The sequence below is a fragment of the Pseudomonas sp. W15Feb9B genome (genome assembly GCF_000828175.1).
GTDB classification, from domain to species: Bacteria; Pseudomonadota; Gammaproteobacteria; order Pseudomonadales; family Pseudomonadaceae; genus Aquipseudomonas; species Aquipseudomonas parakoreensis.
Genome location: NZ_JTKF01000005.1, coordinates 389,281 through 411,332 on the forward strand (window position 1 = coordinate 389,281; position 22,052 = coordinate 411,332).

The following is a 22,052-nucleotide window of genomic DNA, read 5'->3' on the forward strand; positions in this document are numbered from 1 at the left end:
TTTAGTAGCACCACAACAACCGCGTACAAACTTGGAGCGGGAAACGAGACTCGAACTCGCGACCCCGACCTTGGCAAGGTCGTGCTCTACCAACTGAGCTATTCCCGCTTGGTGTGGCGCATTCTATAGATTTCAGAAGCCCCGTCAACCCTTTGATTCAAAAAAGTTTTATTTCTTTTCAACGTCGGTTTTCAGATGCGGCCAGGCGGCCCGCAAGTATTGAACCATCGACCACAACGTCAGGCCTGCCGAGATCATCAACAAGGCATAACCCAGCAAGACCCAGAAACTGAAGTCTCTTGGATTGGCCAGCAGGATCACCAGCGCCAGCATCTGCGCTGCGGTTTTCCACTTGCCGAGATTGGACACCGCTACATGAGCGCGGGCACCGAGTTCTGCCATCCACTCACGCAAGGCCGAGACGACAATCTCACGGCCAATGATGACCGCTGCGGGAAGTGTCAGCCACAAATTGCCGTGTTCCTGAACCAGCAATACCAAAGCGACAGCCACCATCAGCTTGTCGGCAACCGGATCGAGAAAGGCTCCGAACGGCGTGCTTTGTTCAAGGCGACGAGCCAGATAGCCGTCGAGCCAGTCAGTGGCCGCCGCAAAGGCGAACACCGAGGCGGAGGCCATGTAGCTCCACTGATAAGGCAGGTAAAACAGCAAAATGAAGATCGGGATGAGCAGAACGCGTAGAACGGTAATCAGATTCGGGATATTCATCGGCACAACTGGCTACGAGGTGAGTTGGCATTCTACTCGCTATGCAGGTTTGCATAAATCGACTCTGCGAGCTTTTTACTGATCCCCGGTGCTTTGGCGATCTCTTCGATGCTTGCACGAGACAGCTCCTGCAATCCACCAAAATGTTTCAACAAGTCCCTACGCCGGGTCGGCCCTACGCCTGCAACGCCTTCCAGCGTCGACGTCCGGCGGGTTTTGCCGCGCCGCGCACGGTGGCCAGTGATCGCGAACCGGTGTGCCTCGTCGCGAATCTGCTGGATCAGGTGCAGCGCGGGTGAGTCGCCACGCAAAGTGAACTCATGGGCGGCATCATTAAGATACAAAGTTTCGAACCCTGCCTTGCGGGTTGCGCCCTTGGCCACACCCAGCAGGATCAGATCCGGTACTGCCAATTCGTTGAGCACGTCGCGGGCCATCGACAATTGTCCCTTGCCGCCGTCCACCAGCAAAATATCCGGCAGCTTGCCCTCCCCGTCCTTCAGTTTGCTGAAGCGCCGGGTCAGGGCCTGGTGCATGGCCGCGTAGTCATCGCCCGCTGTGACGCCCTCGATGTTGTAACGACGATAGTCGGATTTGATCGCACCTTCCGGACCGAACACGACACAAGAGGCGACAGTCGCCTCGCCACTGGAGTGGCTGATGTCATAGCATTCGAGGCGCTGCGGTGGTTCATCCAGGTTCAGTACTTCTGCCAGCGCGTCGAAGCGCGCAGCCGTGTGTTGACGGTTGGCCAGGCGTGCGCCCAGCGCTTGCTCGGCATTGGTGACCGCCAGCTGCTGCCAGCGCGCCCGCGTGCCACGCACCCGGTGGCTGATGCTCAGCTCGCGACCGCGCAACTCGTGGATGGCATCGATCAGGGCCGTGGCGTCTTCGGGCACGACGTTGACGATCAGTTCGCTCGGCAGGTCGCGCTCCGGGCTGCTGATATAGTACTGGCCGAGGAACGCCGCCATGACTTCGGCCACCTCCTCTTCAATACCCACCTGTGGAAAGAAGTTTTTGCTGCCCAGCACTCGCCCACCGCGCACGCTGATCAAATGAACGCACGCGCCGCCCGGGTTGACGAAGGCTGCGATGACATCGATGTCGCCGGTACCGCCTTCCATGCTTTGCTGATCCTGGACCCGGCGCAGCAAGGCAATCTGGTCACGCAACTCGGCGGCGCGTTCGAACTCGAGATTGATCGCCGCCTCTTCCATCGCCGTTGACAGCTCATTGGTCAGCGCGTGACTGCGCCCTTCAAGAAACATCACCGAGTGACGCACATCCTCGGCATAAACTTCCGGTTCGACCAGGCCGACACAAGGTGCCTTGCAGCGTTTGATCTGATATTGAAGACAAGGGCGCGTACGGTTCTTGTAGTAACTGTCCTCACACTGCCGGACGAAAAAGGTCTTTTGCAGCAGGCTGAGGCTTTCGCGAATGGCCCCGGCGCTCGGATATGGGCCGAAATACTTGCCCTTCGCCTTCTTCGCGCCACGATGGATGCTCAGCCGCGGGAACTGGCCGTCAGACAGAAATACATAGGGATAAGACTTATCGTCGCGCAACAGAATGTTGTACGGCGGCCGCCACTCCTTGATCAGCGTCTGTTCAAGCAGCAACGCCTCGGTTTCATTGGCGGTAATGGTCGTTTCGACCTGTGCGATACGCCCCACCAGAGCAGCGGTCTTCGGCGCCAGCCCGGTCTTGCGGAAATAGCTGGCAAGTCGCTTCTTGAGGTTCTTGGCCTTGCCGACATACAGCAGGCGTGCCTCGTTGTCGAACATGCGATAGACGCCGGGACGCCCACTGACAGTCGCCAGGAAGGCGCCGGAATCGAATATTTCAGTCATGATCAGGCGCTGGCATCAACCATGCCGTGGCGCACGGCCAACAACGTCAACTCGACATCGCTGCTGATCGACAGTTTTTCGAAGATCCGGTAGCGATAGGTATTAACGGTTTTCGGCGACAGACAGAGCTTGTCGGAGATGATCTGCACCTTCTGGCAGCCGACAATCATCAACGCAATCTGGATTTCCCGTTCGGACAAGGCATCGAACGGTGAGTCATTGGTTGGCTGGAACGATTTGATCGCCAGTTGCTGGGCTATCTGCGGGCTTATGTAACGCTGGCCGGCAAACACCAGGCGGATGGCCTGAACCATCTCCGGCAGACCCGCGCCCTTGGTCAGGTAGCCCGCGGCACCTGCCTGCAACAGACGTGTAGGGAATGGATCCTCCTCACACACCGTGACAGCGACAACCTTGATGTCCGGATGACTGCGCAACAGCTTGCGCGTGGCCTCGAGACCACCGATACCGGGCATCTTGACGTCCATCAGGACCACATCGGGTTTCAACTCACGGGCCTTGATCAGGGATTCTTCCCCGGACTCGGCCTGTCCAACCACCTGCAAGCCATCGATATCGGCCAGCATCCGTGTAATGCCTGTACGAACGAGATCATGGTCATCGACCACTAGCACCCTAATCAAGCAGACACCTCGCGATATGGTCTTATTGGGATGCCGGACACCTTAGCAAAAAGTGCCAGACAGACCTAGCGGCAAGCGTCATTTAAAAAGTTTCAATTCATCATCGAAGGCTTGCCGGCCGTGGGTTTCAGAGCACAGGTGTACCGAAATCGAGCTGCATCCTCAGGAAACACTCGTCCTCGCCACACACATGCAAGCCTTTTCTCTTATACAGGCTTTGCGCAGGATTATTTTTGAATACGGTCAGACGCAGCGCCGGCAGTCCGTCAGCGCGGGCCATGGCGATAACCTGATCAATCGCCCAGGATCCAGCACCCTGCCTGCGAAACGCCTCGCCTACTTGCAGCTCGCGGAGATACAACGCCCGGCGATCCCGACTGAGGCTGAAAAATCCCACAGGAACTTCGCCAAGCATGATCAGCCAATTGTCCCGTCCATCCCAGGCAACCTCGAACGCTTGGTCCTGCCACAGCAGATCGTGGCCAATGTAATAGCGCAGCATGTTCTGGCACGTCAGCTCTCGGGCAAATACCCGATCAGCCAGTTCGGCGCGACGCAAATGGTAGGTCATTGCCCCGCCACCACCGGAACTACCCGCCCCTGCCATGCGCCGGCATCACGTCGCGCAACGACTAACAATTCACCAGGCCCTGGCGCGGCGGCAACCAGCGTGCCGTCTTCAGACCAGACGGCACTGCGACCCGCCGATTGCCATCCACCCGTGAGCCCGGCGTGATTGGCCATCAGAACCGCCATCGAGTGCTTTTGTGCATAGCCCTGCAATATCGCGCTATCCACGCCATAACCTTTTTCGCCAATCAGCACGCCTGCTGCGTACAGGTCGGCGCCAGCAACGGCAGCCGCTGCCGCGTGGCTGGCGTGGGTAAAATCAGCGCAGACCGCCAGCGCGACGGTATCGCCGCCTATGCGCAAGGACGAACCACCAGCACCTGTGGCATAGAAAAGCTCTTCGCCACTGTGCAGATGTTGTTTGCTGTAAACCTCAAGAGAACCATCCCTGCCTAACGTCAGCGCGCCGATCAATACCTTCGAACTGTCCTTATGGCGAATCGGCATCCCGACCACCGCAATGAGACCCAGCTCGCGCGCGCAATCACGCAAGGGTTGCAGCACCGAATCCTGCGGATCGATTGCCATGTCTGCAGCCATCTGGCCTTCATAACCAGTCAGCGACAGCTCCGGAAACACCAGCAGTTCGACGCCCTGCTCCGCCGCCACGGCCATGAAGCGCAAATGACGGGCGATGTTCGCCGCCAGATCACCGGCAACGGAGAACGATTGAGCTGCAGCGATGGTGAACGTTGACATTATTCATCCTTGGGATTTTGCCAAATACGCAGTGTGTCACAACGCCTGCGGCACTCAAGCAATAGGAAATGTCATGTAAGCGCGATAGCAATTTCTGATTGCTCAGGCGCATGGGCCTCTAGTAAGCTCGGCGCACTTATTGGAGACAAACCATGTTCAACGCCCTCTCACAGCTTCGTTCCGCCAGCGCCTTGCGCTCGGTTGCGGCTGCCCGGGCGAATGACGCTTGTGCTCCTGCCAGCTTTTATTTTGGGTATTGGTTTAGCCACTGGCGCGCCTGATACCCAAACGGCGCCCATGAAAACGGGTCGCCTACCAGAGAATTCTCACCCCCGGTCGGCCTCCCGACCGGGGGTTTTGTTTTTTCAGGCCCCAACTTTTTCAGCAACACACCAGACACTTTGAGGAATCACGACATGAACTACGCCACTTATTACCGTTACGACACTTTTAGCGCCTGGCGATTTAGCAGCCTCCGCTCGGGACAGCCTGCCGCCTCCGATCGGTCACCCACAGGTGGCAAGCACACACACGCAGCCAATACGGCCAATTGTCGAACACCCCAGTAGGGCCGAGTGAGCGGGAAGCACCCGCCACCAGCCCAGGAATCCTGAATATGAACTCGTCTGTTTCTGCTCTGCCACTGTCCACCCTCGATTCTGCCAACGAAGCGCTGACCCTGCGTCTGCCCAGCTCGTTGCAACTCAAACAGCAATTGCCCCTGAGCAATGCCCTCGCCCAGCAAGTCGCAGCCCACCGCCAGGCGGTCCGCGCGATTCTCAATGGCGAAGACCATCGCCTGCTGGTCGTCGTCGGCCCTTGCTCGATTCATGACCCGCGCTCCGCACTCGAATACGCCGAAAAGCTTTCCCGCCTCGCACATCAAGTCAGCGACGAGATGCTGCTGGTGATGCGCGCCTACGTCGAAAAACCACGCACCACCGTCGGTTGGAAAGGTCTGGCCTACGACCCGCATCTGGATGGCAGCGACGACATGGCTGCCGGCCTGACCCTGTCGCGCGAATTGATGATCGAGATGATCCGCCTGGGCTTGCCTGTCGCGACCGAACTCCTGCAGCCCATGGCTGCCGGTTACTTCGACGACCTGCTCAGTTGGGTTGCCATCGGTGCACGCACCACCGAATCGCAGATCCACCGGGAAATGGCCAGCGGTCTGAACATGCCCGTCGGCTTCAAGAACGGCACTGACGGCGGCGTCTCTGTAGCCGTCGATGCCATGCGCTCAGCAGCCCACCCGCATCGACACTTTGGTGTCGACAGCCAGGGGCACCCGGCGATCATTCAGACCCCGGGCAACCCCGACACGCATATGGTGCTGCGTGGTGGCCATCACGGCCCGAACTACGATCACGAAAGCATTGCCCGGGTCCGTGCCGACTTGAAACGCCTGAAGATTCCGGCGCGGATCATGGTTGACTGCAGTCACGCCAACAGCGGCAAGGATCCTCTGCGCCAGCCCGAGGTGTTCAATGCAGTGCTCGAACAACGACTGCTGGGGGATCGTTCCTTGATCGGGATGATGATTGAGTCCCACCTGTTCGAAGGCTGCCAGCCTTTAGGCCCCGCCCTGCGTTACGGCGTGTCGGTGACCGATGGTTGCCTTGGGTTCAATGCGACAGAGCTGTTGCTGTCGAGCGCAGCCGAACGTCTTCGAGCCTGTTGATCGGAACAGCCTTTGCGGAATTGTCAAAATCCCGCAAAGGCTGGATCGTCGTTCAGCTTTCACCACAGGTTATGCCCGCACCCGAATACGGGTCACCTCAGAGGCCTGGCTGACATCATCCAGCCGTTCCACCGAATACGACACCTGCACCACAGTTTCCCGATGCTCTCGCCAGAAACGGTGAGGCACAATGAATACCACGGGCTGACCTGCGGTTTCCCGGGTGATATCCCGATCATCGCGATGACTGAAATACTCACCATCACATTTCAAGTAAACCAGCTCCCCCTCCTCAGCCTGGGCATTGTCGATCACTACGGTAATGCCATCCTCGGCATCCACTACCTCCAGCTCGCCGTCTTGCGCCTCCAGTACCTGCGGAGCTGCAAGATCACCTCGCATCAATGGTGCGATCAGAACGCGCAGGTTTGCAGACTGCCTTACCTGAGCCGAGCCTGACTCCACCCGGTAGCTGACGCTCACCTCGTGCATGCGATGTGGGGCGATGCAATGCGCGGGTATCCAGAAAGACAGCGCTTCGCCCACAGCAAACTGTTCCACGTGCAATACATCATTGATGACCGGCAGTCCGTCATCACCTTGCCAGGACAGGATGACCCGGTCCCCGACAGCCATCCGGGCGTAAGGTCGCACGATCACGCCAGTCCCTTGCGGAACACGGTCCGGGTCAAGCGTCCCACCCACCGTCTCTTCAAGGATTGGCGCCAGCAGATCGGGTTCCGGATCGCCCACATCCAGTTGCAAGCGCCTGGATGACAGCGGCTCCGGCAGCGCGACGCTGTACAGCGTCCAGAAAACCTCCAGTGAGCCACGCTCCAGCGCTGCTATGTGCAATCCCTTCACGACAAAGACAAGTTCCTGCCCCACCTGGCCTTCACTGACCGTGCGAGTGATTTCGTGGATGTAGGACAAACCTTCGTCATCCAGCCCTTGCCAGTGCAGCACAAGTTTGTCGCCGCACACCATGTTCGGGTAAGGCGCAACCCTGACGAATGCCTGGTTCAGTGAGGGATCAAGCATTCCGCCCTCCATAACCTCAAGCATCGGTGCAGGCAGCGACGAGACTGGAGCGGGTACCGGTGCAGACGCAGGTCGATAGCAGAACTCGAAGTTCTCGCCGTCCACCTTCAAACTCAGAAAACCGCGTCCACCGGAGTCATCCGCTACAGGAGACGTAATTGACGCGGTCGCCACAGAGGTGTCGCCATTGACTTCGTATATAGGCATTCAGTAGCTCCATTCCTTGGATAAAACGCCGCCATGAAGGCAACGTCGAACGAACTCCATTGAACACCATCCAGCCATCGCCAGAAGTCAGCACAACGCCTTCCATCGGCAGGGTAAATGCACCGCATGACGTAGGCATACGAAGCAGAATCAAGCGATACCGCTCAAAAGATTGCCAGATGTTCCGACTACCCCCTCAAGCAGAAGCGAATATTCGTACCGCTTTTATTCCAGTTTCCTTTCAGTACCGAGGAGCTTTCAGACATCGCCGACCCGCAGGCCTGTTTTACAGTGGCACGCACCAACCACTGACAAGCATCTGCAGAAAGAGGCAGAAACATGCAACGGAATGCGACAACCCGCTACCCCATCCTATTGGTCCATGGCCTGTTCGGGTTTGACCGTATCGGCCATTTCGAGCTTTTTCATGATGTCAAGCAAGCGCTGAGGGAAGCAGGCGGCCAAGTGTTTGTGCCGCAGCTGTCTGCGACCCATGACAACGAAGTACGCGGCCAGCAATTGATGTTTCAGATCGAAAGCGTTCTGCGAGGAACCGGAGCCGGCAAGGTCAACCTGATCGGGCATAGCCAGGGCGCGCTGGCGTGCCGTTACGCCGCTGCGCTGGCGCCAGAGAAAGTCGCCTCGGTCACGTCGGTAAGTGGCCCCAATCACGGTTCGGAACTGGCTGACGCCTTACGCCTGGCCCTGATACCGGGTGGCCTGCCGGAGCACGTGGCGGAGCACGCTGCAACACAGTTTGCCCGCCTCCTCTCGCTGCTCAGCGGGCAACCGGGACTGCCGCAGAACGCTGTCGCCGCACTCAGTGCCCTGACGACCGCAGGTGTTGGGCAATTCAACAGAAAGTACCCGCAAGGTCTGCCTTCCAGCTGGGGCGGCCAGGGTGCGGAGCGGGTCAATAACGTTCACTACTATTCCTGGAGCGGCACGCTGCAGGACAACTTATTGCAGGCACTTGATCCGGTGCATATCGTCTGCCGGGGATTATCAGAGCATTTTGTCGCAGAGACCGGACAAAACGATGGTTTCGTGGGACGCTTCAGTTCCCATCTGGGCCGGGTCATCCGTTCCGATTATCCTTTCAGCCACCTGGGCAGTCTGCGTCGCCCTGACGGAGTGAAAAAAACCGGCCAGGATCCCGTCGCTCTCTATGTCGAGCACGCTGCACGCTTGCGGGCTGCGCACCTGTAACCGTGCGCCAATGCGCCGAGCGGAACTTTGCCGAGAAATCGCTTACTGATTCCGGTAGGCTCCACACTTTACTGAAATAGATTGGAGAATTTCCCCATGGCTAAAGCCACTGCCCGCCACATCCTGGTTTCCAGCGAAGACAAGTGCAACGAACTCAAGGCCCAGATCGAAGGCGGTGCTGATTTCGCCGAAGTCGCCAAGGCCAACTCCACCTGCCCGTCCAGCCGTCAGGGCGGCGACCTGGGTTCGTTCGGTCCTGGCCAGATGGTCAAGGAATTCGACACTGTGGTCTTCAGCGCGCCGATCAACGTCGTGCAAGGCCCGGTGAAGACCCAGTTCGGTTATCACTTGCTCGAAGTCACCAGCCGCCAGGACTGATCCGTCGCCTGATTGCTGCCCCAACGGCCCGCCTTCTGGTGGGCCGTTGTGTTTTGGTTACAGGATGCGGCTGGCGACTGACGCGCCGCTCGCGTACAAATTGCGCTTATCGATCACCCGGCTTTAAGGCTGACAATGCGACTGGCTTTCCCTTATCTGCTGTTCACTGCCGTGGCCTTGCTTTTAGGCGCCGCCGGTGTGGACGCCACCCCGCAACACGCGTTGACCGTCTATGGCGAACCGGCCAAATACCCGGCCGGCTTCAGCCACTTCGACTACACCAACCCGCAGGCGCCCAAGGGCGGCACCATGCGCCGCTCGGCGATAGAGATCGGGCATTTCGATCACATCCTGCCTTATATCGATAAGGGCATCGGCGTCACCCAGATTGACGGCATGCTCTATTCGCCGCTGGCCCAGCGTTCGATGGACGAGCCTTACACCGTCTATGGCCTGGTGGCACAAAAAATGGAACGCGCGGAGGACGGCCTGTCCCTGCGTTTCTTCATCAACCCCCAGGCGCGTTTCGCCGACGGGAAGCAGATCACAGCCGAAGACGTGCGCTACACCTATGACTTGCTGATGACCCAGGGCAGCCTGCGCTATCGCACGCAGTTCGCCGATGTCAAAGGTGTCGAAGTGGAAGCGCCGCTGACCGTGCGCTTCGACTTCAAGAGCAACGAGAACCGCACCTTGCCGCTGGACATCGCCACCCTGCCGGTGTTTCCCGAGCATTGGTGGAAAACCCGCGACTTCGCCGGTGGCGGCGGCTATGAACCGCCGCTGGGCAGCGGCCCGTATCGGGTGGGCAAGGTCGACTCCGGGCGCAGCATCACATTCGAGCGCAACCCCGACTGGTGGGGCAAGGACCTGCCGGTCAGTCGCGGCCTGTACAACTTCGATCACTTCAGCATCGAGTATTTCGGCGACACCGATGTCGCACGTCAGGTGCTGCGCGGCGGCGCCTATGATTACAACCGCGAGTTTTCCGCCACCGGGTATTCGATCGGTTACGACAGCCCGGCGCTAAGTGACGGCCGACTGCAGAAAGCCCACCTGGCCACCGAGGCCCCGCAATCGGCACAGGGCTTCGTGTTCAACCTGCAGAAACCGATGTTCCAGGATCGTCGGGTGCGCCAGGCACTGGCGATGCTCTGGGATTTCGAGTGGAGCAACCGGCAGATGATGCGCAACATGTACATCCGCCAGCAGAGCTATTTCTCCAACACCGCCCTGGCCGCCCGCGAGCTGCCGGATGCCGCCGAACTGAAAATCCTTGAACCGTTGCGCGGGCAGGTTCCCGACGAGGTCTTCACTCAGGTCTTCGAGGCGCCGAAAACCGATGGCAGCGGACTGATCCGCGACAAGCAACTGCAAGCCCTGCAACTGCTCGAACAGGCAGGTTGGAAACCCGATGGCGACCAACTGGTCAACACCGAGGGCGAACCGCTGAGTTTCACCTTTCTGGTCAGCCAGAACGGCATGGACCGCCTGCTCTTGCCTTACAAACGCACGCTGAAACAGATCGGCATCGAGCTGAATATCCGCCGCATCGATTCCTCGCAATACGTCAATCGCCTGATGAGCCGCGACTACGACATGATCGTCACCGGCTACCCGGTCAGCACATCTCCGGGTGGCGAGTTGCTCAACTACTTCGGCTCGATTTCGGCCAACGACCCCGGCGCCAACAACTACATGGTGCTGAAGAATCCCGCGGTCGACACCTTGATCAACGGCCTGATCCGCGCCTCGACCCAGAGTGACATGCTGCACTACGCCCACGCGCTGGATCGGGTGTTGCAATGGAACTACTACTGGATTCCCAACTATTACCCGCCGGGCACCTCCACCGTCTGGTGGAATCGGTTCGGCATGCCGGCAACACAAGCCAGCAATGACGAAGCCATCGAGAGCTGGTGGGAAATCAGCAGCACGCCGCTGACCAACCAGCAGATGACCGCCGAAAAAATCGGTCGTGGCAGACCCGGAGGACCGCACTGATGTGGGCTTACATTCTGCGGCGTCTGCTGCTGATCATTCCGACCTTGGTGATCATCCTGCTGGTGAATTTCGTGATCATCCAGGCGGCACCCGGCGGCCCGGTCGAACAAGCCATCGCCCATCTGCAAGGCATCGGCGGAGCGAGTGTCGGTGGCAGTTCCAGCGAAACCATGAGCAGCACTTCGCGTGCCAGCCGTGGCCTCGACCCGCAACTGATCAAGGACATCGAAAAACAGTACGGTTTCGACAAGCCGGCGCATGAACGTCTGTGGCTGATGCTCAAAAATTACGCGCAGCTGGACTTCGGCAAAAGCTTTTTCCGCGGCGCCACCGTCACCGATCTGATTCTGGAAAAAATGCCGGTGACCATTTCCCTCGGCCTGTGGGCGACGCTGATCACCTATCTGGTGTCGATCCCGCTGGGCATTCGCAAGGCCGTGCATCACGGCAGCCACTTCGATATCTGGAGCAGCACTGCGATCATCATCGGCTATGCGATGCCGGCGTTTCTGTTTGCGATGTTTCTGATCGTGGTGTTTGCCGGCGGCACCTCGCTGAACTGGTTTCCGGTGCGCGGACTGGTCTCGGACAACTTCGAATCGCTGTCGACCCTGGGCAAGATTGCCGATTACTTCTGGCACCTGGTGTTGCCGGTGACGGCGCTGGTGATCGGCGGTTTCGCCACGCTGACGATCCTCACCAAGAACTCGTTCCTCAATGAAATCACCCGCCAGTATGTGGTCACCGCCCGCGCCAAAGGCCTGAGCGAGCGCCGCGTGCTCTACGGTCACGTGTTTCGCAACGCGATGCTGCTGGTGGTCTCGGGGATCCCGCAGGCATTCATCAGTGTGTTCTTTGCCGGCTCGCTGCTGATCGAAGTGATCTTCTCACTCGACGGCCTCGGCCGCATGAGTTACGAAGCGGCGGTTTCCCGAGACTACCCGGTCGTATTCGGTTCGCTGTTCATCTTCACCCTGTTCGGACTCTTGATAAAACTGATCGGCGACCTGTGCTACACCCTGGTCGATCCGCGTATCGACTTCGCCGCGAGGAACGCCTGATGTTCAAGCTCTCGCCCCTGGGCCGACGCCGTTTCGCACGCTTCAAGAAAAACCGCCGAGGCTGGTGGTCGCTGTGGCTGTTCATCGGACTGTTCGTGGTAACGCTGGGCGGTGAACTGATCGCCAACGACAAACCGTTGGTGGTCAGCTATCAGGGCCAGCTCTACTTCCCGGTGTTCAAGCGTTACACCGAGCAGGAATTTGGCGGCCAGCTGCCGTTCCAGGCCGATTATCGCAGTGACTATGTGCAGAACCTGATCCGCAAGGACGGTGGCTGGCTGCTGTTTCCGCCGATTCCGTTCAGCGACGACACGCCCAATTACGACCTCAACCAACCGGCACCGAGCCCACCCTCGAAGGTCAACTGGCTGGGCACTGACGATCAGGCGCGCGATGTGTTGGCGCGGGTGATTTTCGGCGCCCGGGTGTCGATCCTGTTTGCCTTGATGCTGACCGCCATCAGTGCACTCATCGGGATTGCCGCCGGCGCCCTGCAAGGCTATTACGGCGGCTGGGTCGATTTGCTCGGGCAACGCCTGCTGGAAGTCTGGACCGGGTTACCGGTGTTGTACCTGCTGATTATCCTGTCGGGTTTCGTCGAGCCGAATTTCTGGTGGCTGCTGGGGATCATGGCGTTGTTTTCCTGGCTGGCGCTGGTGGATGTGGTGCGCGCCGAGTTCCTTCGCGGGCGCAACCTGGAATACGTCAAAGCCGCTCGTGCCCTGGGCCTGAGCGACCGCAAGGTGATTGTCCGGCACATCCTGCCCAATGCGATGAACGCAACGCTGAGTTACCTGCCGTTCATTCTGACCGGAGCGATTTCCACCCTCACCGCCCTCGACTTCCTCGGTTTCGGCATGCCCGCCGGCAGCGCTTCGCTGGGCGAACTGATCGGTCAGGGCAAACAGAACCTGCAAGCACCGTGGCTCGGGCTGACCGCGTTTTTCACGCTGGCGCTGATTCTTTCTTTACTGGTGTTCATCGGCGAAGCGTTACGTGACGCGTTCGACCCTCGATCCTGAAGTGTGACCATGACTGATAACCTGATCGAAATCCGTGACCTCAATGTCGCCTTCCATGGCCAGCCGGCGGTGCGCAACCTGTGCCTGGACATCCGTCCCGGTGAATGTCTGGCGCTGGTCGGGGAGTCGGGTTCTGGCAAGTCGGTGACCGCACATTCGATTCTGCAATTGCTCCCCGAAAGTGATGCGCAAACCACAGGCAGCATTCGCTATCGCGGCCAGGAACTGCTCGGTGCCGATCCGAAGGTGCTGCGGGAACTGCGCGGCAACCGCATCGCAATGATCTTCCAGGAACCGATGACCTCGCTCAACCCGCTGCACACCATTGAAAAGCAGATCGGCGAAACGCTGCTGGTGCATCGCGGTCTGGGCGGTAAAGCGGCGCAACAGCGCATCCTTGAACTGCTGGAACTGGTGGGCATTCAAAAGCCCAAAGAGCGCCTCAAGGCCTATCCGCATCAACTGTCCGGCGGCCAGCGGCAACGGGTGATGATCGCCATGGCCCTGGCCTGCGAGCCGGAACTGCTGATTGCCGACGAGCCAACCACCGCGCTGGATGTGACGGTGCAGCGCAAGATCCTGCTGCTGCTCAAATCCTTGCAACAACGTCTGGGCATGTCGCTGCTGTTGATCAGTCACGACCTGAATCTGGTACGCAGCATCGCGCAACGGGTGTGCGTGATGAAGGCGGGTGAAATCGTCGAGCAGGCGCCGTGCGAAACCCTGTTTACCGAGCCAAAGCATCCTTACAGCTGTGTGTTGCTCAACGCCGAGCCGGAAGGCGAAGCCCTGCCCCGGGACGAACGCGAGAACGTGCTGGAAGTCGATGATCTGCGGGTCGAGTTCATCGTCGGTGGCGGCCTGTTCCAGCGTAAGCAATACCTGCGTGCAGTGGACGGCATCAGCCTGAATATCCAGCGCGGCAAGACCCTGGGCATTGTCGGCGAATCCGGTTCGGGTAAATCGACCCTGGGCCAGGCGATTCTGCGGCTGCTCGACTCCGAGGGCAGTATCCGTTTTCAGGGCACCGCCCTTGATGGCCTCGATCAGAAGCAATTGCGGCCGTGGCGCCGGCAAATGCAGGTGGTGTTCCAGGACCCGTTCGGCAGCCTAAGTCCACGGATGTCGGTGGCGCAAATCATCAGCGAAGGGCTGGAGGTGCATTGCCAGTCCAGCGCCGATGAGTGCGATGCACAGGTGATCCGCGTGCTCAAGGAAGTAGGTCTCGATCCGGAAAGCCGTCATCGCTATCCGCACGAATTTTCCGGCGGTCAGCGCCAGCGCATCGCCATCGCCCGGGCGCTGGTGCTGAAACCGGCGCTGATCCTGCTCGACGAGCCGACCTCGGCCCTTGATCGTACCGTGCAGAAACAAGTGGTCGCCCTGCTCCGCGACCTTCAGGAAAAACACGGTCTGACCTACCTGTTCATCAGCCACGACCTGGCGGTGGTGCGGGCGCTGGCGCATGACATGATCGTGATCAAGGACGGCAAAGTGGTTGAGCGCGGTGCCAGCCATGATGTGTTCGACTCACCGCAGCATCCTTACACCAAAGAGCTGTTGGCAGCGGCGCATCCGGGGTAGGCATAATCGGCGCTTGCCCTGATACCGGGTCGCAACATTCGCTGGCAAGCCAGCTCCCACAGTGATTCGGGTTGTACCCAAATATGGGGTACCCCAGAGAAACCTGTGGGAGCTGGCTTGCCAGCGAAGAGGCCCGAACAGACAACCCAAATTCCGGATCCGCCAACCCATGAACACCACCGAAAGCCTCAAGGACTACCAACGCGTGCGCACGCTGGCGATCCGCTCGCTGTTCGAGATCATCGAGCAGTCCAGCGAGGGCACGGTGATTGTCGATCGCGATGCCAACATCGTCTGGATGAACGAGCGCTATGCCCGGCGTTTTGGGCTGGAGTCGGCAAAAAAAGCCATCGGCAAACCCTGCGAAAGCGTGATCCCCGGCAGCCTGCTGCGTGAAGTGGTGCGTACCGGCCGCCCCATTCTGCTGGACATGCAGGACACGCCAAAAGAGCCGTTGGTGGTCATGCGCCTGCCGATCCACGACGACGCCGGCGCGGTGATTGGCGCTATCGGTTTTGCCCTGTTCGATGAGTTGCGCACGCTGTCGCCGATGCTCAAGCGCTACCTGAGCATGCAGGAAGAGCTGGCCTCGACCCGCTCGCTGCTGCGGGCCCGGCAGACCAAATACAACTTCGCCCATTTCATCGGCACCAGCAGCGCCAGCCTCGACGTCAAACGCCGCGCCCGCCGCAGTGCCAGCACCGAATCCCCGGTGTTGCTGCTCGGTGAGACCGGCACCGGCAAGGAGTTGCTGGCTCAAGCGATTCACAGCGCTTCGCCCCGGGCGCACAAGGCGTTCGTCAGCATCAACAGCGCGGCGATTCCCGAAGCGCTGCTGGAAGCCGAGTTCTTCGGCACTGCGCCTGGCGCGTTTACCGGCGCTGATCGCAAGGGGCGTACCGGCAAGTTGCAGATTGCTCAGGGCGGGACGCTGTTTCTCGACGAGATTGGCGACATGCCGTTGCCGCTGCAAAGCAAACTGCTGCGGGTGTTGCAGGAAAAGGAATTCGAACCGGTTGGCTCCAACGACGTGATCCAGAGCGATGTACGGGTGATCGCGGCGACGTCGACCGATCTGCAAGCGGCGATCAAGCGCGGTGAGTTCCGCGCCGACCTGTATTACCGCCTCAACGTGCTGCCGATCCAGGTTCCGCCGCTGCGCGAGCGTCTCGATGACTTGCCGGCGCTCAGCGAAGCGATCCTTGAAGAGTTGCGCAGCCAGCACGAGCTAAGCCGTACAGCGCTGGATCTGCTCGGGCAACATGCGTGGCCGGGCAACATCCGCGAGTTGCGCAACGTGCTGGAACGCGCGGCGCTGCTCAGCGATGACCTGATCCTCACCGAACAGGATATTCGCGCGGCCATTGGCGCCTTTACTCCGGTTGAGCGCCCATCGGTGCCGACGTTGGAGCCGTTGGCGGAAGAGACTTTTGCCCAGGCGCGGCAGCGGTTTGACCGGCAGTTGATCCAGTCGGCACTCGCGCAATGTGCGGGCAAGGTGCCGGAGGCGGCGGCTCGGCTGGGGCTGGGGCGGTCGACGCTGTATAAGAAGATGCTGGCCTTGGGCATCGCCGAGTCTCAATAAAGAGATTTAGTCTCGCTAGCGAGACATTTACTTCAAGATCAAAAGATCGCAGCCTTCGGCAGCTCCTACAGGGTTGATACGGAAATCCCATGTAGGAGCTGCCGAAGGCTGCGATCTTTTCGCCTCTAAAAAGTCTCACTATCGAGACTTCGTCTCTAACAGCTGATCGCAAAACCCGATAAAACCCTTATATTTCAACAAGTTGAATATCTGGCACAGATCTCGCTAAAGCCTCTCCTGCACCCGCAACACCCACAAAAATAACAATCCCTGGAGACACTCCATGAGTGTGATCATTGCCTTGGCAGCCCTCGCGCTGCTGATGCTCGCCGCGTACCGTGGCTACAGCGTCATCCTCTTCGCCCCGATTGCCGCCCTCGGCGCTGTCCTGCTCACCGACCCCTCCGCCGTCGCCCCTGCCTTCACCGGGGTATTCATGGAGAAAATGGTCGGTTTCATCAAACTGTATTTCCCGGTATTCCTGCTCGGCGCCGTGTTCGGCAAGTTGATCGAGTTGTCGGGGTTCTCGCGTTCGATCGTGGCCGCAGCGATTCGCTTGCTCGGCACCCGTCAGGCGATGCTGGTGATCGTGCTGGTCTGCGCCCTGCTCACCTACGGCGGCGTGTCGTTGTTCGTGGTGGTGTTTGCGGTGTATCCGTTTGCCGCCGAGATGTTCCGTCAGAGCAACATCCCCAAGCGCCTGATCCCGGCGACCATCGCCCTTGGCGCGTTCTCGTTCACCATGGACGCCCTGCCCGGTACGCCGCAGATTCAGAACATCATTCCCAGCACGTTCTTCAACACCACCGCATGGGCCGCGCCGTGGCTGGGAGTGATCGGCACGATTTTCGTGTTCTGCGCCGGCATGCTGTTCCTGCAGCGCCAACGCAACAAGGCCCAGCGCGCCGGTGAAGGCTATGGCACCGAACTGCGTAACGAACCGGAAACCGCCGAAGACCTGAAACTGCCGAACCCTTGGATCGCCCTCTCACCGCTGCTGGCGGTGGGCATCATGAACCTGCTGTTCACCCAGTGGATTCCGCAGTGGTACGGCAAGACCCACAGCCTCGCGCTGCCCGGCATGGCCACACCGGTAACCACGGAAATCGCCAAGCTCACCGCAATCTGGGCGGTGCAGGCGGCATTGCTGATCGGCATCCTGATGGTGCTGGTGTTCGGCTTCAAGGCGATCCGCAGCAAACTCGCCGAAGGCAGCAAAAGTGCGGTCAGCGGCGCGTTGCTGGCAGCGATGAACACCGCCTCGGAATACGGTTTCGGTGCGGTAATCGCCTCGTTGCCGGGCTTTCTGGTGCTGGCCGACTGGCTCAAGCAAATCCCCAATCCACTGGTCAACGAAGCGATCACCGTGACCCTGTTGGCGGGCATCACCGGGTCGGCGTCGGGTGGCATGAGTATCGCGCTGGCGGCGATGTCCGAGCAGTTCATCGCCGCGGCGCACGCGGCGAACATTCCGCTGGAAGTGCTGCACCGCGTGGCCGCGATGGCCAGCGGCGGCATGGACACCCTGCCGCACAACGGCGCGGTGATCACCTTGCTGGCGGTCACTGGCCTGACCCACCGCGAAGCCTACAAAGACATTTTCTGTATTACGCTGATCAAGACCCTGGCGGTCTTCGTAGTGATCGGTACTTTCTACGCCACTGGCATTGTGTGAGGTATTCATGACGACTCTTTCGGGCAAGACTGCACTGGTTACCGGTTCCACCAGCGGCATCGGTCTGGGCATCGCCCTGAGCCTGGCCAAGGCCGGCGCCAACCTGATTCTCAACGGTTTCGGTGATGCGTCGAGCGTGATCGCCGAGGTCGGCCAGTTCGGCGGCAAGGTCGGTCACCACCCGGCGGACGTCAGCGATCCGGCGCAGATTGCCGACATGATCGCTTACGCCGAACGCGAATTCGGCGGCGTCGACATTCTGGTCAACAACGCCGGGATTCAGCACGTGGCGGCCGTGGAGGAGTTTCCGGTGGAGCGCTGGGATTCAATCATCGCGATCAACTTGTCCTCGGTGTTTCACAGCACCCGCCTCAGCCTGCCGGGCATGCGCACCAAGGGTTGGGGGCGGATCGTCAACATTGCCTCGGTACACGGTCAGGTCGGCTCGACCGGCAAGGCTGCGTATGTGGCGGCCAAGCATGGGGTGATTGGTTTGACCAAAGTGGTTGGCCTCGAGACAGCCACCAGCAACGTCACCTGCAACGCGATCTGCCCCGGCTGGGTGTTGACGCCGCTGGTGCAGAAGCAGATCGATGATCGCGCTGCCAAAGGGGTCGATCCGCAGCAGGCGCAGCATGATTTGCTGGCGGAGAAACAGCCGTCGCTGGAGTTCGTCACACCGCAGCATCTGGGGGAACTGGTGTTGTTTCTGTGCAGCGAGGCTGGCAGCCAGGTGCGGGGAGCTGCGTGGAATATTGATGGGGGGTGGTTGGCGCAGTAAACGACGCAAGCCGCCTGTGGCGAGGGAGCTTGCTCCCGCTGGGTGGCGAAGCCGCCCCCGAGAATTTACGACTGCTGCGCAGCCGATCGGGAGCAAGCTCCCTCGCCACAGAATTAAGTGCTGCACGCTGACCTGTGTGCTTGAACAACAAAACAAGAGGCAAACCAATGTCCGACCTCCTCTGGCAACCCGATGCCGAGCGTATCGCCCAATCGCGCATGGATCAGTTCCGCCGCGATATCAATCAGCGTCATGGCCTGGCACTGAGCAGCTACACCGACCTGCACCGCTGGAGCGTGGATCAGCGCGAAGCGTTCTGGCAGGCGATCGTCGACTTCTTCGATATCCGCTTTCACACCCAACCCGACGCTATCCTGCGTGAAGGCCCGCAGATGCCCAGTGCCGAATGGTTTCCCGGCGCGACCCTGAACTTTGCCGAACACTTGCTGCGCCGTCGTGACGATGCGGTCGCGGTGATCGCCGTGGCGGAAAACGGTCAGCGCGAGCAATTGACTTGGGCCGAACTGGCCGAACACGTCGCCGGTTTTCAGGCCAGCCTGCAAGCCGCCGGTGTTGGCCTCGGCGACCGGGTGGCCGCGTGCATGCCCAACACCTGGCAGACCCTGGTAGCGATGCTCGCGACCACCAGCCTCGGGGCGATCTGGTCGTGCTCGTCGCCAGACTTCGGCACCCACGGCGTGATCGACCGTTTCGGCCAGATCGAACCCAAAGTGTTGATCACATGCGCCGGCTACCGTTACGCCGGCAAAAACATTGATCAAACCACCAAGGTCAACGAAATCCTCGCGCAACTGCCATCGCTGCAGCAATTGATCATCGTGCCCTACGCTCGCGCGCAGGCCCGTGCCGAGGATTTCCACACCCGTGCCAACGTGACGTTGTGGAACGATTTCTACCAACCCGGCGGCGACCCGCGGTTTGTCCCGGTGCCGTTCAATCATCCGTTGTACGTGCTGTATTCCAGCGGCACCACCGGCGTCCCCAAATGCATCGTGCACAGCACCGGCGGCGTGCTGCTACAACATGCCAAGGAGCATGGGCTGCACGTCGATCTCGGCCCCGGTGACCGCTTGTTCTACTACACCACTTGCGGCTGGATGATGTGGAACTGGCTGGTCTCGGCCCTCGCGGTCGGCAGCGCGGTGGTGCTGTATGACGGCTCGCCGTTTCACCCCGGCCATGAGCGACTGCTGGATCTGATCGACGATGAGCGCATCAGCGTGTTCGGCACCAGCCCCAAGTTTCTCGCGACACTGGAAAGCAGCGGCATCAAGCCTGCGCACAGCCATGATCTGAGCAGTCTCAAAACGCTGCTCTGCACCGGCTCCGCGCTGTCGCCGCAAAGCTACGATTTCGTCTACCGCGACTTCAAGCGCGACGTGTGCCTGGCATCGATGTCCGGCGGCACCGATGTGGTGTCGTGCTTCGTCAACGGTAATCCGCTGTCGGCGGTGCGCCGCGGCGAAATCATGGGCAAGAGCCTGGGCATGGCGGTTGAGGTGTGGAACGACGCCGGCGTTGCCGTGATCGGCGAAAAAGGCGAGCTGGTCTGCACTCGGCACTTCCCGGCGATGCCCGTCGGCCTGTGGCACGACCCAGACGGCGAAAAGCTGCGCAAATCCTATTTCAGCCTGTTCCCCGGCGTCTGGGCCCAGGGCGATTACGCCGAACAATTGCCCCACGGCGGGATGCTGATCCATGGCCGCTCCGACGCCGTGCTCAACCCCGGCGGCGTGCGCATCGGCACGGCGGAAATCTATCGCCAGGTCGAGAAGGTCCCGCAGGTGCTGGACAGCGTGGCGATCGGGCAGCAATGGCAGGACGATGTGCGCGTGGTGCTGTTTGTGCGTTTGCAGGCGGGCGTGACGCTCGATGACGACCTGCAACAACAGATCCGCCAGGTGATCCGCGCCAACACCACACCGCGTCATGTGCCGGCGAAGATCGTTGCTGTGAGCGATATTCCGCGCACCATCAGTGGCAAAGTGGTGGAACTCGCGGTGCGCAATGTGGTGCATGGCGAGCCGGTGAAAAATACCGATGCGTTGGCTAATCCTGAAGCGCTGGAGCAGTTTCGCAATCGCCCGGAGCTGTCGGACTAAACGCTCCCACAGGGGTGAGGTGTTAATCCATCAAGCCCCAATCGCCTGATGATGAAGACGCGGGCGCCGGGCCCGCTTCGGCATGCAGTTTCAAACGCAGGCGCAGATTGTTTTGTGAATCGGCATGCTTGAGCGCTTCGTCTTCACTGATCACGCCCTCCACCACCAGCGCATACAGCGCCGCGTCGAAGGTCTGCATGCCGACCTCGCCGGACTTCTCCATGATGCCTTTGAGTTCGCCCAACTCGTTGCGGCGGATCAGGTCGGCAATGGTCGGCGTGCCGAGCATCACTTCGACCGCTGCGCGGCGCTGACCGTCCAATGTGCGCACCAGCCGTTGCGAGACGAACGCCTTGAGATTGTTGCCCAGCGCATGCAGCAACTGCGGGCGGCGCTCTTCGGGGAACAGATTGACGATGCGGTCCAGCGCCTGATTGGCGTTGTGCGCATGCAACGTCGACAACACCAGATGCCCGGTATCGGCGAACGTCAGCGCATGTTCCATGGTTTCGCGGTCACGGATTTCACCGATCAGCACCACGTCCGGGGCCTGGCGCAGGGTGTTTTTCAGCGCCGCATGGAAACTGCGGGTATCGACGCCGACTTCGCGTTGATTGATGATCGAGCGCTTGTGTCGATGGATATACTCCACCGGGTCTTCGATGGTGATGATGTGCCCGCTGCTGTGGCGATTGCGATGGTCGATCAGTGCGGCCAGCGAGGTCGACTTGCCGGAGTCGGTGGCGCCAATGAACAGGATCAGCCCTTGTTTGAGCATCACTGCATCCAGCAGCACCGGCGGCAGTTTGAGGTCTTCGAAGCGCGGGATATCGAGTTTGACGTTGCGGATCACGATTGACACATCGTTGCGTTGCTTGAAGATGTTCAGGCGAAAACGTCCGACACCGGTGCGGGAAATTGCCAGGTTCATTTCCAGTTCCCGATCGAACTCACGCCGCTGCTCGGCGTCCATCAGGGAGTTGGCGATGGCCTCGACCTCACCGGGTTTGAATGGCCGCTCGCTGAACGGCGTCAGCACGCCATCGATACGCGCACTGGGTGGCGCTCCCGTGGACAGAAACAGATCCGAGCCGTGCTGGCTCGACAGACGGAGCAACAGTGCATCGATTTCCATGGCAA

At 60.0% G+C, this 22,052-nt stretch carries 18 protein-coding genes and 1 tRNA gene; 11 read left to right on the forward strand and 8 right to left on the reverse strand.

Translation table 11 applies throughout. From position 1 onward, the window contains the following. Positions 1-32: 32 nt before the first annotated feature. The 6 genes from OC71_RS04040 to OC71_RS04065 form a co-directional block, all read right to left on the reverse strand. Positions 33-108, reverse strand: a tRNA-Gly gene (locus OC71_RS04040). 60 nt (positions 109-168) lie between these two features. After that, positions 169-729: a CDP-diacylglycerol--glycerol-3-phosphate 3-phosphatidyltransferase gene (gene pgsA, locus OC71_RS04045; protein WP_003225417.1), complete on the reverse strand. Its 561-nt coding sequence runs from the start codon at positions 727-729 to the stop codon at positions 169-171. A 32-nt stretch (positions 730-761) separates the two neighbouring features. Further along, positions 762-2,585, reverse strand: coding sequence for an excinuclease ABC subunit UvrC (gene uvrC / locus OC71_RS04050; protein WP_041064521.1), 1,824 nt, complete (start codon positions 2,583-2,585; stop codon positions 762-764). A 2-nt stretch (positions 2,586-2,587) separates the two neighbouring features. Continuing rightward, complete coding sequence (gene uvrY, locus OC71_RS04055; protein ID WP_024012761.1) at positions 2,588-3,229, reverse strand: UvrY/SirA/GacA family response regulator transcription factor; 642 nt, start codon at positions 3,227-3,229, stop codon at positions 2,588-2,590. Positions 3,230-3,356: 127 nt separating this feature from the next. Further along, entirely contained in the window at positions 3,357-3,800 is a 444-nt protein-coding gene (locus tag OC71_RS04060; protein WP_041064530.1) for an N-acetyltransferase, read from the reverse strand. Beyond that, positions 3,797-4,558 (reverse strand): carbon-nitrogen hydrolase family protein, encoded by a 762-nt coding sequence (locus OC71_RS04065; protein WP_041064533.1) that lies wholly within the window; start codon positions 4,556-4,558, stop codon positions 3,797-3,799. The genes OC71_RS04060 and OC71_RS04065 overlap by 4 nt, the downstream gene beginning before the upstream one ends. Positions 4,559-5,174: 616 nt before the next feature. On the opposite strand from OC71_RS04065, the gene OC71_RS04070 reads away from it, so the two are divergent. Further along, the gene (locus OC71_RS04070) at positions 5,175-6,242 is read left to right on the forward strand and encodes a 3-deoxy-7-phosphoheptulonate synthase (RefSeq protein WP_041064536.1); all 1,068 of its coding nucleotides are present in this window, start codon (positions 5,175-5,177) and stop codon (positions 6,240-6,242) included. A gap of 69 nt (positions 6,243-6,311) precedes the next feature. Here the strand turns inward: OC71_RS04070 and OC71_RS04075 are convergent, their stop codons facing one another. Further along, complete coding sequence (locus OC71_RS04075; RefSeq protein WP_041064539.1) at positions 6,312-7,490, reverse strand: hypothetical protein; 1,179 nt, start codon at positions 7,488-7,490, stop codon at positions 6,312-6,314. Positions 7,491-7,829: 339 nt separating this feature from the next. Here OC71_RS04075 and OC71_RS04080 point away from each other — a divergent pair, with 339 nt between their 5' ends. The 10 genes from OC71_RS04080 (at position 7,830) to OC71_RS04125 (ending at position 20,912) form a co-directional block, all read left to right on the forward strand. Next, the gene (locus OC71_RS04080) at positions 7,830-8,699 is read left to right on the forward strand and encodes a triacylglycerol lipase (RefSeq protein WP_041064542.1); all 870 of its coding nucleotides are present in this window, start codon (positions 7,830-7,832) and stop codon (positions 8,697-8,699) included. Between the two features lie 96 nt (positions 8,700-8,795). Further along, on the forward strand, positions 8,796-9,077 hold the full coding sequence (locus OC71_RS04085) for a peptidylprolyl isomerase (RefSeq protein ID WP_007912303.1): 282 nt from the start codon (positions 8,796-8,798) through the stop codon (positions 9,075-9,077). A 135-nt stretch (positions 9,078-9,212) separates the two neighbouring features. Further along, a complete protein-coding gene (locus tag OC71_RS04090) occupies positions 9,213-11,081 on the forward strand; it encodes an extracellular solute-binding protein (protein ID WP_041064549.1) in 1,869 nt (622 codons plus the stop codon). Next, positions 11,081-12,142, forward strand: coding sequence for a microcin C ABC transporter permease YejB (locus OC71_RS04095; protein WP_003225430.1), 1,062 nt, complete (start codon positions 11,081-11,083; stop codon positions 12,140-12,142). Before OC71_RS04090 ends, OC71_RS04095 begins: the two co-directional genes overlap by 1 nt. Next, positions 12,142-13,164 carry an ABC transporter permease gene (locus OC71_RS04100; protein ID WP_041064553.1) on the forward strand — a complete coding sequence of 341 codons (1,023 nt, stop codon included), beginning with the start codon at positions 12,142-12,144 and terminating at the stop codon, positions 13,162-13,164. The genes OC71_RS04095 and OC71_RS04100 overlap by 1 nt, the downstream gene beginning before the upstream one ends. A gap of 9 nt (positions 13,165-13,173) precedes the next feature. Continuing rightward, the gene (locus OC71_RS04105; protein ID WP_041064556.1) at positions 13,174-14,748 is read left to right on the forward strand and encodes an ABC transporter ATP-binding protein; all 1,575 of its coding nucleotides are present in this window, start codon (positions 13,174-13,176) and stop codon (positions 14,746-14,748) included. A gap of 169 nt (positions 14,749-14,917) precedes the next feature. Beyond that, positions 14,918-16,333: a sigma-54-dependent Fis family transcriptional regulator gene (locus OC71_RS04110; RefSeq protein WP_041064559.1), complete on the forward strand. Its 1,416-nt coding sequence runs from the start codon at positions 14,918-14,920 to the stop codon at positions 16,331-16,333. 283 nt (positions 16,334-16,616) lie between these two features. After that, positions 16,617-18,008 carry a GntP family permease gene (locus tag OC71_RS04115; protein ID WP_027612663.1) on the forward strand — a complete coding sequence of 464 codons (1,392 nt, stop codon included), beginning with the start codon at positions 16,617-16,619 and terminating at the stop codon, positions 18,006-18,008. Positions 18,009-18,015: 7 nt separating this feature from the next. Continuing rightward, positions 18,016-18,789: a 3-hydroxybutyrate dehydrogenase gene (hbdH, locus tag OC71_RS04120; protein WP_041064562.1), complete on the forward strand. Its 774-nt coding sequence runs from the start codon at positions 18,016-18,018 to the stop codon at positions 18,787-18,789. Positions 18,790-18,956: 167 nt separating this feature from the next. Beyond that, positions 18,957-20,912: an acetoacetate--CoA ligase gene (locus tag OC71_RS04125; protein WP_041064565.1), complete on the forward strand. Its 1,956-nt coding sequence runs from the start codon at positions 18,957-18,959 to the stop codon at positions 20,910-20,912. Positions 20,913-20,934: 22 nt separating this feature from the next. Here the strand turns inward: OC71_RS04125 and OC71_RS04130 are convergent, their stop codons facing one another. Beyond that, positions 20,935-22,047, reverse strand: a complete 1,113-nt coding sequence (locus OC71_RS04130) for a PilT/PilU family type 4a pilus ATPase (protein ID WP_041064568.1) — start codon at positions 22,045-22,047, stop codon at positions 20,935-20,937. Positions 22,048-22,052: the final 5 nt, after the last annotated feature.